The 13,788-nt window shown below is 69.7% G+C and carries 11 protein-coding genes and 2 pseudogenes; 5 read left to right on the top strand and 8 right to left on the bottom strand.

What is annotated here, in order from left to right; genetic code table 11:
* Positions 1-67: 67 nt before the first annotated feature.
* Positions 68-253 (bottom strand): annotated as a pseudogene (locus AB0878_RS13335) (hydantoinase B/oxoprolinase family protein); the annotation flags it as partial.
* On the opposite strand from AB0878_RS13335, the pseudogene AB0878_RS13330 reads away from it, so the two are divergent.
* Together AB0878_RS13330 and AB0878_RS13325 are read left to right on the top strand one after the other, a co-directional pair.
* Positions 248-1,387, top strand: a pseudogene (locus tag AB0878_RS13330) (hydantoinase B/oxoprolinase family protein); the annotation flags it as partial. The pseudogenes AB0878_RS13335 and AB0878_RS13330 sit on opposite strands and share 6 nt — an antisense overlap.
* A 2-nt stretch (positions 1,388-1,389) precedes the next feature.
* Positions 1,390-2,175, top strand: a complete 786-nt coding sequence (locus AB0878_RS13325) for an SDR family oxidoreductase (protein ID WP_366579520.1) — start codon at positions 1,390-1,392, stop codon at positions 2,173-2,175.
* Positions 2,176-2,470: 295 nt separating this feature from the next.
* Here AB0878_RS13325 and AB0878_RS13320 read toward each other — a convergent pair whose 3' ends face one another.
* Positions 2,471-4,444: an NPCBM/NEW2 domain-containing protein gene (locus AB0878_RS13320; protein WP_366579519.1), complete on the bottom strand. Its 1,974-nt coding sequence runs from the start codon at positions 4,442-4,444 to the stop codon at positions 2,471-2,473.
* A gap of 164 nt (positions 4,445-4,608) precedes the next feature.
* On the opposite strand from AB0878_RS13320, the gene AB0878_RS13315 reads away from it, so the two are divergent.
* The gene (locus AB0878_RS13315) at positions 4,609-5,790 is read left to right on the top strand and encodes a CoA transferase (RefSeq protein ID WP_366579517.1); all 1,182 of its coding nucleotides are present in this window, start codon (positions 4,609-4,611) and stop codon (positions 5,788-5,790) included.
* A gap of 15 nt (positions 5,791-5,805) precedes the next feature.
* A complete protein-coding gene (locus AB0878_RS13310; protein ID WP_366579515.1) occupies positions 5,806-7,062 on the top strand; it encodes an aminotransferase class III-fold pyridoxal phosphate-dependent enzyme in 1,257 nt (418 codons plus the stop codon).
* A gap of 1,130 nt (positions 7,063-8,192) precedes the next feature.
* Here the strand turns inward: AB0878_RS13310 and AB0878_RS13305 are convergent.
* From AB0878_RS13305 to AB0878_RS13280, 6 genes are all read right to left on the bottom strand, one after another.
* Positions 8,193-8,618, bottom strand: coding sequence for a VOC family protein (locus AB0878_RS13305; protein WP_366579513.1), 426 nt, complete (start codon positions 8,616-8,618; stop codon positions 8,193-8,195).
* Positions 8,597-8,794: a hypothetical protein gene (locus tag AB0878_RS13300; protein ID WP_220243923.1), complete on the bottom strand. Its 198-nt coding sequence runs from the start codon at positions 8,792-8,794 to the stop codon at positions 8,597-8,599. Before AB0878_RS13300 ends, AB0878_RS13305 begins: the two co-directional genes overlap by 22 nt.
* A gap of 152 nt (positions 8,795-8,946) precedes the next feature.
* Positions 8,947-9,441 (bottom strand): GNAT family N-acetyltransferase, encoded by a 495-nt coding sequence (locus AB0878_RS13295; RefSeq protein ID WP_366579511.1) that lies wholly within the window; start codon positions 9,439-9,441, stop codon positions 8,947-8,949.
* 16 nt (positions 9,442-9,457) lie between these two features.
* On the bottom strand, positions 9,458-10,153 hold the full coding sequence (locus AB0878_RS13290; RefSeq protein ID WP_366579509.1) for a helix-turn-helix domain-containing protein: 696 nt from the start codon (positions 10,151-10,153) through the stop codon (positions 9,458-9,460).
* A 204-nt stretch (positions 10,154-10,357) separates the two neighbouring features.
* On the bottom strand, positions 10,358-11,812 hold the full coding sequence (locus AB0878_RS13285; RefSeq protein ID WP_366579954.1) for a PH domain-containing protein: 1,455 nt from the start codon (positions 11,810-11,812) through the stop codon (positions 10,358-10,360).
* 74 nt (positions 11,813-11,886) lie between these two features.
* Positions 11,887-12,399 carry a PH domain-containing protein gene (locus AB0878_RS13280; RefSeq protein WP_366579507.1) on the bottom strand — a complete coding sequence of 171 codons (513 nt, stop codon included), beginning with the start codon at positions 12,397-12,399 and terminating at the stop codon, positions 11,887-11,889.
* Between the two features lie 179 nt (positions 12,400-12,578).
* Between AB0878_RS13280 and AB0878_RS13275 the strand changes: the two genes are divergently transcribed.
* Complete coding sequence (locus AB0878_RS13275) at positions 12,579-13,499, top strand: PAC2 family protein (protein WP_366579505.1); 921 nt, start codon at positions 12,579-12,581, stop codon at positions 13,497-13,499.
* Positions 13,500-13,788: the final 289 nt, after the last annotated feature.

Here is a 13,788-nt window from a genome sequence, read left to right as displayed (position 1 = left end):
GAACGGCTGATCCGCGCCAACGTCCGCACACCCGAGGAGACCATCGGCGACCTGTACGCGCAGGTCCGCCGGCGCGGAGGAACTTCAGGATCGGCAGCCGCAGGCCCTCCTCGAAGACCTCCGTGGCGTCCGCGGACACGAGCCGGCCCCCGATGTCCGGCGCGTGGCAGCACGACGCGAACCACGCGACCAGCCGGCCACCGGCGAAAACCGGCGTGGCGACGGTGATGTCGTTGATCTGCCCGGCCGTCTGCCCGCGGGCAACGACGTCGGCGCGGCGAGCCTCGTGCGGCTGCTGGACGAGTTCGGGCTGACGTCGCTGGACGACGTCGCCGCCGAGATCATGAACCGCTCCGAACGCGCACTGCGGGAGGCGATCACCGCGTTGCCGGACGGCGTGTACCGCAACGAGCTGGTGACCGACGGCTTCGACGACGAACCGGTCGTGCTGCGTGTCGCGGTGACCGTGGCGGGCGACGAGATCCACGTGGACTTCGCGGGTTCGTCGCCGCAGAGCCGGCGCGGGATCAACGTGGTGCTGAACTACACGCGGGCGTACGCGTCCTTCGCGGTGAAGGCCGCGATCTCGCCGGAGGTGCCGCACAACGCCGGCTCGTTCCGGCCCGTGCACGTGACCGCGCCGGAGGGCTCGGTACTCAACTGCGTGCCGCCGGCGCCCGTCGCGTCGCGGCACCTGATCGGGCATTTCCTGCCGTCGTTGCTGATCGGGGCGCTCCCGGACTGCCCCGTCGCGCCGAGTGCCGACGCGCTGTGGATGACGATCTGGCGTGGCGAGGGCTTCATGTCCACGGTGTTCCAGACTGGCGGCATGGGCGCGCGCGGGTCCCGCGACGGCCTCTCGACCACGGGTTTTCCCAGCGGCCTGCGCTCGACGCCCACCGAGGTGATCGAGACGAGCGCGCCGCTGGTGCAGGGCGTGCGGGAGCTGCGCGTGGACTCGGGTGGCGCCGGGCAGTTCCGCGGCGGGCTGGGCCAGCGAACAACGATGGCGGCCTTGGGCGGGATTGCCTGGAGCGTCAACGGGAACGTCGACCGGGTGCGGGCCGCCGCGTCCGGTGTGGACGGTGGTGCTCCGGGCGCCCTCGGCCGGTTCGGGCTGGCCGGCGGCGCCGACCTCCCCGCCAAGAGCCGCGTGGCCCTGGACCCGCACGCCGAGGTCGACGTCGTCCTCCCCGGTGGCGGCGGCTACGGCGACCCGCGGCGGCGCGCCGTGGCGGACGTCCTGGCCGACGTGGTGGCGGGGTACGTTTCCGCGGAGGCGGCCGAGTCCGTCTACGGCGTGGTGGTGCGCTACACCGGCGCGCCGGACGCGCTGGTCAGGCTGCCCGAGGACTACGAGGTGGCCGAACTTCAAGGGAGGGACTGAACATGGGTCGGTTGGCCGGCAAGGTCGCGGTGATCTTCGGGGGCGCGCGGGGCATCGGCCTCGCCACCGTGAAGGAGTTCCTGGCCGAGGGCGCCGTGGTTTTCGCGAGCGACATCCGCGAACCGGCCGCCCACCTGGACGGCTACCGCCACTCGCTCGTCGACGCCACCGACGAGACCGCGGTCAACGACTTCGTCGCGGGCGTCATCGAGGACGCGGGCCGCATCGACGTGCTGGTGAACAACGTCGGCGCCCACCTCGCCAAACCCCTCACCGAGACGACACTGCAGGACTTCGACACCATCTTCGCCCTCAACGTCCGCACCGCCTTCCTCGGCACGCGCGCCGTCTTGCCCCACATGCTCGCCCAACGCTCCGGCAGCATCATCACGACCTCGTCCAACGGCGGCGTCATGGGCCGCCCCAGCGACCCCGTCTACAACGCGACGAAGCACGCCTTGGTCGGCCTCACGAAGTCCCTCGCCGTCGCCCACGCCCACCAGGGCATCCGCGCCAACACCGTCAACCCGGGCGCCATCGACACCGACATGCTCCGCTCGACCCTCGCCTCCCCGGACGACTTCGAGACCAAGCAACACCAACTCGTCGCCAGCACCCCCGCCGCCCGCGTCGGCGAAGCCACCGAGGTCGCCAAAGCCATCCTCTTCCTGGCCACCGACGAATCCCGCTTCATCAACGGCGCCGTCCTCCCCATCGACGGCGCCAAATCCGCCGGCGCCATGCCCTCGAACCGCTACAGCCTCGACTTCGACCTGGGCGTCCGCTGACCCACGGCCACGGCCACGGCCCCACCCAACCGCCGGCCGCCCACCCAAGCCACCGTGCGCTCGGGCCGCGCAAACCCCACCAACCGCCGCTCACCTACGCGACGAAACCTGCACCCAGCCCCGCCCCGGCACCCCGATCCGAAGCCTCCTTGCGGCCGGCGAGGCGTTGTCAAGGCACGCTTTCCCGCCTTGACAACGCCTCACCGGCCGTCAACACAATCCAGCTTCGGGGTGCACACCTACCGCAACACGCCCTGCGAGGACAAGAACCAACTCCAGCAGAACCAGCCAGCCCTCAGCACGTCACCAAAGCATCAGCCCAATCAGCATGATCCGTGTTATTCCCATCCCCACCATCCGTCACCACAAGATCCAACACCTGCACCCCACCCAGCGGCACATCCAGAACCTGCGCCACCGACCCATGCCGCACCACATCCGTCGAAGCCAACGTCTTCCCATCCCCCCGAACCTCGAACGTCACACTCCCGGTCGCGAACTCATCATCCAGCCCCACAACCGAATGAAACGCCTGACACCCCCCACCCAAATACACCCGCACCAACGAAGGCGCATGCGCCCCCAACCCATCCGAATACACCTGACCGTTGATCGTGATCGGATTCCCGTCACCAGCCTGGTTCTCCCCATTGCTGGTCCCTCGCTCAACCGGACCCCACCCGTTCTCCGTCAGCAGGAACGGCGCCTTCGACATCGCCGTCACCCCAGCCGCGAACGGCGTCACCACCGGTCCACCCGCATCAGCCGACAACGATCGCCGCCCCCAGCCGGTCACGTACGAAGCCTTCGCCGACATCGAAACCTGCGCCCCCGGCTTCACCGGCTTCACCGTCACTGCGCGATCCCAAGACTTCCCCGGCGCCACCACGGGAACGAGCACCTCACCCCGCCCGTCGATCTGCCAACCAGCCGGCGAAGACACCGTCACCCGAGCCGCGGCAAGCGGCGTGCTGCCGTCATTGGTCAGCCGGACATGCGCCGTAAACGGCTTCCCAGCCGGAAAATACGACCCCGCATCAAGCGACAACGTCGCAGCCGGTGCCGCCGCCGGGAACTTCGCCGGCCACACCCGGAACACCGCCGACCCGTGACTCGGCACAGTCGCCCGCAACGTCCCGGCGCTCTCGGTCTCCGCACCACTCCACAGATCCCGCACCCGGAAATCCCGCCCGGACAACCCGATCTCCGACGCGTTACTCGTCATCGTCGCGGCCGAGATCCCGCGGTTGAACAGCACCACCGCGGCCGAACCGTCCGACATCGGCTTCGTCCACACCTCGGTGTCGCCGTCGTCGCGCACCTTGTGACCCTGCACGCCCGCCCAGTCCTGGTCGAGGGCGACGACGTCCTTGTTCGCCAGGATCGCCTTCGTCGCGGCCGGCATGGAGCGGACGTCGTTGCCCGCCAGCAGCGGCGCGTTCATAAGCGACCAGAGCGCGAAGTGCGAGCGGTACTCGGCGTCGGTCATGCCGCCGTTGCCGACCTCGAGCATGTCGGGGTCGTTCCAGCCGCCGGGACCGGAGTACTTCTCGAGCCCCACCTGCTGGTCGAGGATGCCGGTCATGCTGGTCCAGTTGTCGCTGATGTCACCGGTGGTGCGCCACAGCTGCGCGCCGGAGGTCTTGCCCCACAACCACGGCTGGTTCTCGCCCCACTCGCACAGCGCGTAGATCATCGAGCGCCCGGTCTTCTTGATCGCGTCGCCCATCTTCGTGTAGCGCTCGATGGCCGGGCGGCCCTCGTTGTTGCAGTTGTCGTACTTGAGGTAGTCGACGCCCCAGTCGGCGAAGGTCTGCGCGTCGACGTCCTCGTGGTCGAGCGCACCCGGCATCGTCTTCGCGCAGGTCTGCGTGCCGGCGCTGGTGTAGATGCCGAGCTTGAGGCCCTTGGCGTGCACGTAGTCGGCGAGCGCCTTGATGCCGCTCGGGAAGCGTTCGTGGTTGGGCTCGAACTTGCCCTCGGCGTTGCGGTTCTGCTCGGCCCAGCAGTCGTCGATGTTCACGTACTGGTAGCCGGCGTCGCGCAGGCCGCTGCTGACGATCGCGTCGGCGGTCTCGCGGATGAGCTCTTCGTTGATGTTGCAGCCGAACTTGTTCCAGCTGTTCCAGCCCATCGGCGGCAGCGCGCCGGTTTGCTGCTGGACGGCGTTCGGGGCGGCGGGGGCCGCTTCCGCGCTCGCGGTGGTGAGGGCGGTGGCCAGGCCGGTTGTCAGGCACGCAACCGCCAGCAGGCCCACAAGACGACGCATAAATAACCTCCCAGAGTGCGCAACCCAACTCATCAAAGCGGCACATACTCACCCAAAAATCAACAGGAGTGAACGGTTCACGTCAATGGGCCGTTGGTAGGTAATCCGTTGTCCGGGAGGTAGAAAGGAGGCGTAGGTCCGCGACGACGCCCGAGGAGCCGCCCATGCCCGAGGTCCGCCCGCTCGACGGTCTCAAGGTCGTCGACCTCTCCCGGATCCTGGCGGGGCCGTACTGCACGCAGTACCTCGGCGAGATGGGTGCCGACGTCGTCAAGGTCGAGCCGCCCGGCCACGGAGACGACACGCGCCTGTGGGGTCCGCCGTTCGTCGGCGACGAGGCCGTGTACTTCCTCGCGGCCAACCGCAACAAGCGCGGCATCGTGCTCGACCTCAAGTCCGAACGCGGCCGCGAAGCCGTGCGCCGGCTCGTGGCCGACGCGGACGTGCTCGTCGAGAACTTCCGCCCCGGCACGCTGGAGCGGTGGGGCCTGTCGTACGCCTCGCTGTCCGAGCTGAACCCGCGGCTGATCCACGTGTCGATCACGGGTTTCGGCCAGACCGGGCCGTACCGCGACCGGCCGGGCTACGACCTCGTCGCGCAGGCGCTCGGCGGCGTGATGGGGCTGACCGGCGAGCCCGACGGCGCGCCCGCCAAGGTGGGCCTGCCCGTGGCCGACCTCAACGCGGGCACGTGGGCGATCATCGGCGTGCTGATGGCGCTGCAGGCCCGGCACACGACCGGGCGCGGGCAGTACCTCGACGTCTCCCTGCTCGACGCGCAGCTCGCGTGGCACATCTACGCCGCGGGCGCACACTTCTACGACACCCCGCGCCCGCGCCGGATGGGCTCGGCGCACCCGAGCATCGTTCCGTACCAGGCGTACCACGTGTCCGACGGCTGGCTGATCATCGCGGTCGGCAGCGAGAAGCTGTGGCGCAACTTCTGCGGCGTGCTCGGCCTGGACATTGCGGAGGACCCGCGGTTCTCGACCAACGCCGCGCGGTCGGCCCACCGCGACGAGCTCAACGCGTTGCTGGAGGAAGTGCTGGTCACACGCACGGTCGACGAGTGGACGAAGGCGCTGGACGAGGCGAGCATCCCGGCCGCGCCGATCAACGACATCGACGACGTGTACGCCGACCCGTGGACCGCCGCGCGCGACCAGGTCGTGCGGCTGCCGCACCCGACCATCGGCACCTACCTCGGCACGGGTTTCCCGGTGAAGGCCTCGGACACGCAGCCGCGGCCGACGTCGGCGCCGCCCGTGCTGGGCCAGCACACGGCGGAGGTGCTCGCGGAAATCGGGTACTCGGAGGCGGAGATCGCCGAGTTCCTTTCGTTGTGACACAAGGAGGAATACATGGAGAACCCGCTGTGGCACCCGTTCGCGGACATGGGCGCCGTCGACGGCGACCGCTTCGTGATCACGCGCGGCTCGGGCTCGTACGTGTGGGACGACGCCGGCCGCCGCTACTTCGACGCCACGGCTTCGCTCTGGTACGCGAATTTCGGCCACGGACGGCCCGAGATCACCCAGGCCGTGACGGCGCAGCTGGAGAAGCTGGATTCGTACAACCTGTTCGGGTACTACGCGAACGAGCCGGCGCTGGAGCTGGCGTCACGGCTTTCTTCGCTCGCTCCGGTGCCGGGGTCGAAGGTGTTCCTCGGCTCCGGCGGCGGTGATGTCGTCGACACGGCCGTGAAGATCGCGCGGGCGCACTTCGTCCACACTGGACGGCCGGAGAAGACCCACATCATCGGGCGGACGCAGGGGTACCACGGGACGCACGGGTTCGGCACGGCCGTGGGCGGGATTCCCGTCAACGCCGAGGGGTTCGGGCCGATGCCTTCGGGGTTTTCGCATGTGGCGTACGACAGCGTTGCGGCTTTGGAGGCCGAGATCCTGCGGGTGGGGGCGGATCGGGTCGCCGCGTTCTTCTGTGAGCCGGTGATCGGTGCGGGCGGGGTGTTGTTGCCGCCGGAGGGGTATCTCGAGGCCGCGGTGGAGGTTTGCCACCGGTACGGCGTGCTTTTCGTGGCGGACTGCGTGATCGCCGCGTTCGGGCGGTTGGGGACGTGGTTCGGGATCGACCGGTGGGCGGTTCGGCCGGACATGGTGACGACGGCCAAGGGCCTCACCGGGGGGACGATCCCGTTGGCCGCGTTGCTGGTTTCGCCGGAGGTGGCAGCGCCGTTCTTCACTGGTTCCGCCGGGGCGCCGGTTTTGCGGCATGGCGCCACTTACGCCGGGCATCCGGTGGGTTGTGCCGCCGCGTTGGCGACCTTGGACATTTACGAGAAGGACGGGTTGATCCCGCGCGGGCGAGACCTGGAGAAGCCGCTGGCGGACGCGTTGGCTGAAGCGGCTTCGCATCCGCTGGTGGGCGAGGTTCGGGCCGGGCTCGGGTTCCTGGCCGCCGTGGAGCTGTCGGCGGAGGTGCTGGCGGCGGACCCCGGGGCGCCGGGGAAGCTGCAGCGGCTGGTGCGCGACGAGGGTGTTCTGGTGCGGCCGTTGGGGAAGGGGATCGCCATGTCGCCGCCGCTGGTGGCGGGGGACGAGGAGCTGGACCTGCTGGCGGCGGCGATTCCGGCGGCGCTTTCCCGGCTGCAGGGCTAGGTTTCCGTGCGTAGAACCTGGACCGGCCGCCCCCTGCTGCCGGCTCACGGACACCCCGCATCACCCCACATCGACTCGCCTGACCGCAAGATCCTCAGCGAGCCGATCCACAACTTGCCACACCCGGTGGCAAGACCCAGCTCGCTCGGCAAGCCGCTGCGCCGGCTGGCAAGGCTCCATACGTGTGGCAAGGGTTGAGAGGAGTGGCAAGTTTCGTGCCGCTTGCCCGCCGTTGCCGCGGCAACGTGCGACATCCAACGGCAAGTTTCCGCGCTGATGGCCAAGACGCCATGGACACCGCCATGCATCGGGGTATGGCAAGTGCCACCGCCAGTCCACTGCCCCTGCCATGGCAAAGCGCGGCGCCCGCCGGCATGTCTCGCTCTGAGTGGCAAGGAGCTGGGTTAGGTGGCAAGGCGCCGCGAGGAATGGCAAGACGGGCGGCCGATGGCAACGTCTCGCAGGCGTAGCGCGGGCGCGAGGTGAGCCGTAGGTGCTGCTTGCCACTGCCACTGCCAGTGCCGCTGCCGTGGCAAGACTAGGCGTGTGGCGGCGAGGTTCCGCACGGTTTGGCAAGGTGCCGCATCGAGTGGCAAGAGGTCGTGCGGACGGCATGGTGTCGAGACGGTGGCAAGAGCAGTGCGCTTGGCATGTGCCGTTGCTGTGGCGATGTGCACCGTGAGGTGGCGAGATGCCGCGCTGATTGGCGAGACACCTGACGGCATGGCATTGGCCGCGGCGAGTGGCAAGTTCCGCGCGGGTTGGCAAGGCGCCGTGCGGGTGGCATCGATCGGGGTGGCGTGGCAAGTTTCGCCAGGCGCGGCAAAGTGCCGTAGGGGTGGCGTGGGGCGGAGGGACGGAGCGGCAAGTTTCGCCAGGAGTGGCAAGGCGCTGTACGGGATGGCGTGGGTTGCCGCCGAGTGGCAAGTTTCGCGCGGGTTGGCAAGACGCCGTGCGGGGTGGCATCGACCGGAGTGCAGTGGCAAGTTCCGCCCGGCGTGGCAAGGGTGGTCCGAGCGGCAAGGCCGTGGTCACCACGAAGGCTCGGCTGCCCCCACGTCAGCCGAGCCGGAGTCGTGAGGTGGGTGGGGCCGAGGTGGTCGGAAGCGCGGAAAACGAAGCCCAACCCGTCAGCCGATGCAGAATTCGTTGCCCTCCGGGTCCGCCAGGGTGATCCAGCGGTTGGGGCCCTGAGAGCCTCGGTGCAGGAACGTCGCGCCCCGGGCCTGGAGCTTGGCGAATTCCTCCTCCATGTTCTCCGGGCCGCCGACGCGGACGTCGAGGTGGAGTCGGTTCTTCACGGTCTTGCCTTCGGGCACGAGCTGGAACAGGACGCGGCGCGACGTCTCCGGGTGGGAGATCGCCGCGCCTTCGCGCCAGACCAGGGCGCCCCGGTGGATGGTGGTGTCGGACTCCATCGCGTAGCCCTTGGCGATCATCTCGCGGATGAAGGCCTCGTCGCTGGGTTCGACGGTCCAGCCGAGCGTCTCGGCCCACCAGTCGGCCTGGGTGTGCGGTTCCGCGGAGTCCACGGTCACCTGGAAGTCATACGCCATACCGGGACGTTAACGACCGACCCCGACATTTTCGGCAGCTCGGACTCGCCCGGCACGTCGGTGAACGCCCACTTGTCGACGCCGCCGCCCATGATTTCGGCGTAGCGGCGGGCGCCGTCGGCGTTGGCGAAGCGCACCTGCTGGCCGTTGGTGAGGTGGGTGATCTTGACTGCCACGCTGCCTCCAAACGCTGAAAACCGAGAGTGCCGGCCCGCGGAGCTTCCCCCTCCGGGGCCGGCTCGACCAGTAGAACACGTGTTCGAAGGCGCCCGCAAATCGGGTCCCCCTCGTGGGCGACGCATGTCCCCCGGAGGGGTAACACCGCTGGTCAGCGAATCATCGCGAGACGCGGCCAGCGGTCCAGTCCGAGCGCCGCCTCGTGCTCGCGGATGGCGCGCAGCGAAGGTCCCCATGAGGCCGAAGGCAGCTCCCGGAAGCCCAACCGCGCGTAGTACGGAGCGTTCCACGGCACGTCACGAAAGGTCGTCAACGTCAGCGCCGGGAGACCCAGCGAACCGGCCCACGCCCACGCCGTCTCGATCAGCTCCCGGCCCAGCCCCCGCCGCGCGAAAGACGGCAGCACCGACACCTGCTCGACGTGCCCGTTGCCGTCCACGACATCCGCCACCAGGTACGCCGCCACCACACCCGACGCATCCACCACCCAGCACCGCCCGCCGGCCTGGTAAGGCAGCAGCTCCGCCACGGAAAACGGTTCGTCATCCGCGACGGCCGCCATCCCCAGCCCGCGGAACGGCTCCCCGGCCGCGCGTTCGAGTTCGCCCAGCAACGGCAGGTCGGAAGCACGAGCGAGCCGGATCATCCGCCATTCCTACCCGCTACATCGAATACGACGAAACTGCTTTCTTGATGCGCTCGGCATACACCTGCAACGCGCTGATCGCCTCGGCCCGCGCGGCGTCACTGATGCGCGCGGCGGGCCCGACGAGCGAGAGCACACTCGGCCGCGTCCGCCCCGTTTCCACCGGCACCGAACACGCCCACGCGCCGTCCTCGATCTCGCCCCAGCTCTGCGCGTAGCGGTTCGCCAGGGCGAGCTTCAGCTCCTCGCGCACCTCGATCCCGTGCTCGCGCGCGATCTCCGCGACGCGCTGCTCGCGTTCGCCATCGGGCAGCAGGGCGAGCAGCATCTTGCCGGTCGCGCCGGCGCCGAGCGGGATCGAGTGCCCGGGCTGGAACGTGAACCGCATGGCGCGGTCGCATTCGACCCGATCGGTGCACACGGCGAGGTCGCCGAAATGCTGGAACAGCAGGATCGTCTCGCCGAGCTCGCGCGACGCCTCCTCCATGGTCGGACGCGCGATCCGGGCGACGTCGTTGGCCAGCCGCGCCGCGCGCGCGAGCGGCATCACCTGGCTGGTCACGTGGTAGCGGCCCGAGCGCGCCTCTTCGAGCAGCTGCAGTTCCTTCAGCAGCTGCACGTAGCGATAAGTCGTGGCCACCGGGCTGCCGATCACCTCGGCCAGCTCCGCGACGCTCGCCTCCCAGCGGTGCTCGGAGAACGCGAGCAGCACCTGGAGAACCTTGCGCGAACTGCTTGTGCCTGCCGTTCGGCGCGGCCGCTCGGGGCTTGCAGAGCTTGCAGCGATTTCTTCGGAAGGCGGCATTCGAAACCTCTTCGTGGTCTGCGACCAGACTCGCGCGCACGACAAGTGAATAAATTACCACATGCGGAGAACAATCGCGTGCAGTGAATTCACCGGAATGATCACGGCCGGTTATTCGGCCCGTTTCCCGGAGACCAGGAACGGCGTGAGCAACCCCGGCACCGTCGCGTCGGCCAGCGCGAGTCCGGCGCTTTCCCCGACGTCCACCACGTGGTAGCGGCCACGCCCCGCCGCGATCGGCGCGACCACCGTGACGAGGCCGGCGCGCCGCTGGAACCACGAGCGTGCCACGACGATCCCGGTCAGCCCGTCGCGCCGCACCGCGACCGTCGTGCGCGCCAGCGAACCCGAGCGCGTGACGAGGTAGCGGCCGGCCAGCGCGTGGCCCAGCGTGCGGTAACGGTCCCAGCCCACCAGCACCGCGAACGGCACCAGCACCAGCGCGAGCTGCCACGGCCAGTCCGGCAACGCACCGGCCCACGCCAGGAGGAACAGCGCCGCCGCCGGCACCAGCACGCTCGTCAGCGCCCGCGTGATCCGCCGGTTCAACGCCTGCCGCGGGTGCCGCACGAGCGCCGCGCCCGCGACGTCCTCGCCCAGCACCTCACCCGCCACCTCCTGCGCGCGCTCGAGCGGCGCGGGCGGCAGCAGCAGCCCGCCGCCCTTGTCGGCGCCCTTGCCTTCGCGCAGGCCCGCGGCCACCGCCACGCACTTCGCACCGCCGACCATTCGCAGTGGCAACGGTTCTTTCAGCTCGACCCCGCGCAGCCGGTCTTCCTCGATCGACACCGACCGCGTGGTGATGAGGCCCCGCCGGATGTGCAGCGTGCCGCCCGGCTCGCGCGTGAGGCGGAAGTTCCAGAACGACAGCACGTAGCCGCCCACCGAAAGCACCGACACGAGCAGCAGCAGGCCGATCGCCGCCGCGGCCACCGTGAGCCACACGGGTTCCTGCGTCACGCGGTCGGCGAGCTCGCGCAGCGGCCCGTAGCGCACCGGGTCGAGGTTCAGCTCGTGCGCGAAGTGGTAGACGGTGCCGAGCATCGCGCCCACCACCGCGATGCCGGAGAGCGTGAACGGCGCGTACCGCAGCCACTTCCGGTCCACGGCCGCCACCAGCTGCTCCGGCGGCGCCACGACGTCGGCCGGCATGGCTTTCCGGTGCAGCAGCAGGGTCCGCAGCCGTTGCGCTTCCTCGCGGGTGACGGCGTCGAGCACCAGCTCGTCCTTGCCCGGACCCTTCCCGTGCGAGTGCCGTCCGGTGCCGATCCGCACCGCGGCCAGGGAGAACAGCCGGTGTTTGGGCTCCGACACCACGTCGACGGTGCGGATCCGGTCTCGCGGGACGGCCCGCTGCTTGCGCAGCAACAGCCCCGTGCGCCATTCCACCTGCGTGTCCGTGATGCGGTAGCGCGAGGTGAGGCAGTGCGAGATACCGGTGGCGATCGTCAGCGCGGTGAAGGCGAGCCCGATCCACTGCCAGCTGTTGCCCGAGCCCAGCAGCAGCGCGCCGACGAGCACGGGCAGCGACCGCACGAGGTCGAGCACCGGCCGGATCAGCAGCATCCGCAGGTCGAGCCGGTGCCACGGGGCTTCCGCCGTGCCCTCGTACGCCTGCGTGGTCGCCGGCAGCGCCGCGCTCACGTGGCGTCCCCGCGCACGGCCTGCGTGGTGCGCGTCAGCTCGTCGGCCAGCGCGACGGCCCGGTCGTGGTCGAGCCCTGAGATCCGCAGCGGACCCGCGGCCGACGCCGTGGTCACCGTGATCCGCGCCAGCCCGAACAGCTGCTCCAGCGGGCCGCGCTCGATGTCCACGGTCTGGATCCGCGAGATCGGCGCGATCCGCCACTCCTGCTTGAGCCAGCCCGACTGCGTGTACACAGCCTCCGCCGTGACCTCCCACCGGTGCACGCGGTAGCGCCACTGCGGCATCACGAGCAGGTGCAGCGGCCCGAGCACGCAGCAGAGCACAAGGGTCACCGACAGCCACGACGGCGGGTCGTCGCTGGTGGCCACCACCACTGCCTGCACCCCGATCACGACGAGCCAGCCGATCGCCGCCGACGCCGTCCAGTGGCCGATGGCCTTGCGGCTCACCCGGTGCTCGGGTGGCCGAAGGCTGAGGCTCAACGCGGGGGGTTCTTCTGCGGTCACCTGCTCAGCGTGCCTGAACTGTCGTGATCGTGGCCACGACAAGTGTCACTGTGCCCCGATCCGGGGCCCCGGTGAGTGCGTGGCGTTACTATTTCGGCCGCGGGCGGGATGGATTCGCGGTGGCGCCGCGTTACAACCACTTAAGCCTGTGCACGACAGCGATCAGCAGGAGGATTCCGGTGGGATTCGATCCCGAGGAACTGTACGAGGTGGACTCGGACGTCCCCGACCTGGACGGAGCCGTGCTCCTGCACTTCTTCGACGGTTTCATGGACGCGGGCTCCACCGGCAGGCTCGTCACCGACCACCTGACCAACGAGGTCGAGAACCGCGTGATCGCGCGCTTCGATGTCGACCGCCTCATCGACTACCGCTCCCGGCGCCCGCCGATGACCTACGCGGTGGACCACTGGGAGGACTACGAGGCCCCTGAGCTGGCCGTTCGCCTCCTCCACGACACCGACGGCGTGCCCTTCCTGCTGCTGTCCGGCCCCGAGCCCGACCACGAGTGGGAGCGCTTCGCCACGGCCGTGAAGCACCTGGTGGAGCGCTGGGGTGTGCGCCTGACCGTCGGTTTCCACGGCATCCCGATGGGCGCCCCGCACACGCGTCCGCTCGGCGTCACGGCCCACGCCACGCGTGAGAGCCTCATCGGCGGCGACCACCAGCCGCTGCCGAATCGCATGCAGGTGCCCGGGAGCGTGTCGGCGCTGCTGGAGTACCGCCTGGGCGAATGGGGTCACGACGCGATGGGCTTCGCCGCCCACGTGCCCCACTACCTCGCGCAGTCGGCCTACCCGTCGGCGGCGCTGCTGGTGCTGGAGTCCCTCGAGCGCGCCACCGGCCTGCACCTGCCCGACGGTGAGCTGCGCGTCGCCGCGCAGGTCGCGACCGCGGAGATCGACCGCCAGGTCGCCGAGTCCGACGAGGTCGCCGACGTCGTGCGCGCGCTGGAGCGCCAGTACGACACGTTCGTCGAAGCCTCCGGTCGCGACAGCCTGCTGGCCGAGTCGCAGGAGCACATGCCGACGGCCGAGGAGCTCGGTTCGCAGTTCGAGCGGTTCCTGGCCGAGCAGGGTGGGGACTCACCGGATCGCTGACGCGCCGGCGGGTGGTGTTGTGCTCAGTAGCGGGCCCGTCTGCGCCCGGTGCGATACGCGATCGCCGCCGAGCGGACCGTCTGCCAGGCCCACCACATTCGCTTCGTCATGGTCGCCACCATGCCATGATCGGCCCTGGGGGTTTCCGGCAAGCTGCCCGTAGGGGTGCGGCGGGTGACGTTCGGACCACGGGCAGCCACCCCTGCCACTGATCGGTACACAGTGGACGCTTGCCGTTACCCGCCGGTAAACCGGCCGCCTCGAAATGGTGCCCGGTTGTTGTATATCG

The organism is Amycolatopsis sp. NPDC047767 (genome assembly GCF_040704195.1).
GTDB lineage: Bacteria > Actinomycetota > Actinomycetes > Mycobacteriales > Pseudonocardiaceae > Amycolatopsis.
This window is presented reverse-complemented; position numbering and strand designations above follow the sequence as displayed.

What these genes read in the sequence shown, in the direction of transcription:
- AB0878_RS13320 (WP_366579519.1), bottom strand. Translation starts at nt 4,444, where the DNA reads ATGCGTCGTCTTGTGGGCCTGCTGGCGGTTGCGTGCCTGACAACCGGC.
- AB0878_RS13325 (WP_366579520.1), top strand. Translation starts at nt 1,390, where the DNA reads ATGGGTCGGTTGGCCGGCAAGGTCGCGGTGATCTTCGGGGGCGCGCGG.
- AB0878_RS13310 (WP_366579515.1), top strand. Translation starts at nt 5,806, where the DNA reads ATGGAGAACCCGCTGTGGCACCCGTTCGCGGACATGGGCGCCGTCGAC.
- AB0878_RS13315 (WP_366579517.1), top strand. Translation starts at nt 4,609, where the DNA reads ATGCCCGAGGTCCGCCCGCTCGACGGTCTCAAGGTCGTCGACCTCTCC.
- AB0878_RS13295 (WP_366579511.1), bottom strand. Translation starts at nt 9,441, where the DNA reads ATGATCCGGCTCGCTCGTGCTTCCGACCTGCCGTTGCTGGGCGAACTC.
- AB0878_RS13285 (WP_366579954.1), bottom strand. Translation starts at nt 11,812, where the DNA reads ATGCTGCTGATCCGGCCGGTGCTCGACCTCGTGCGGTCGCTGCCCGTG.
- AB0878_RS13305 (WP_366579513.1), bottom strand. Translation starts at nt 8,618, where the DNA reads ATGGCGTATGACTTCCAGGTGACCGTGGACTCCGCGGAACCGCACACC.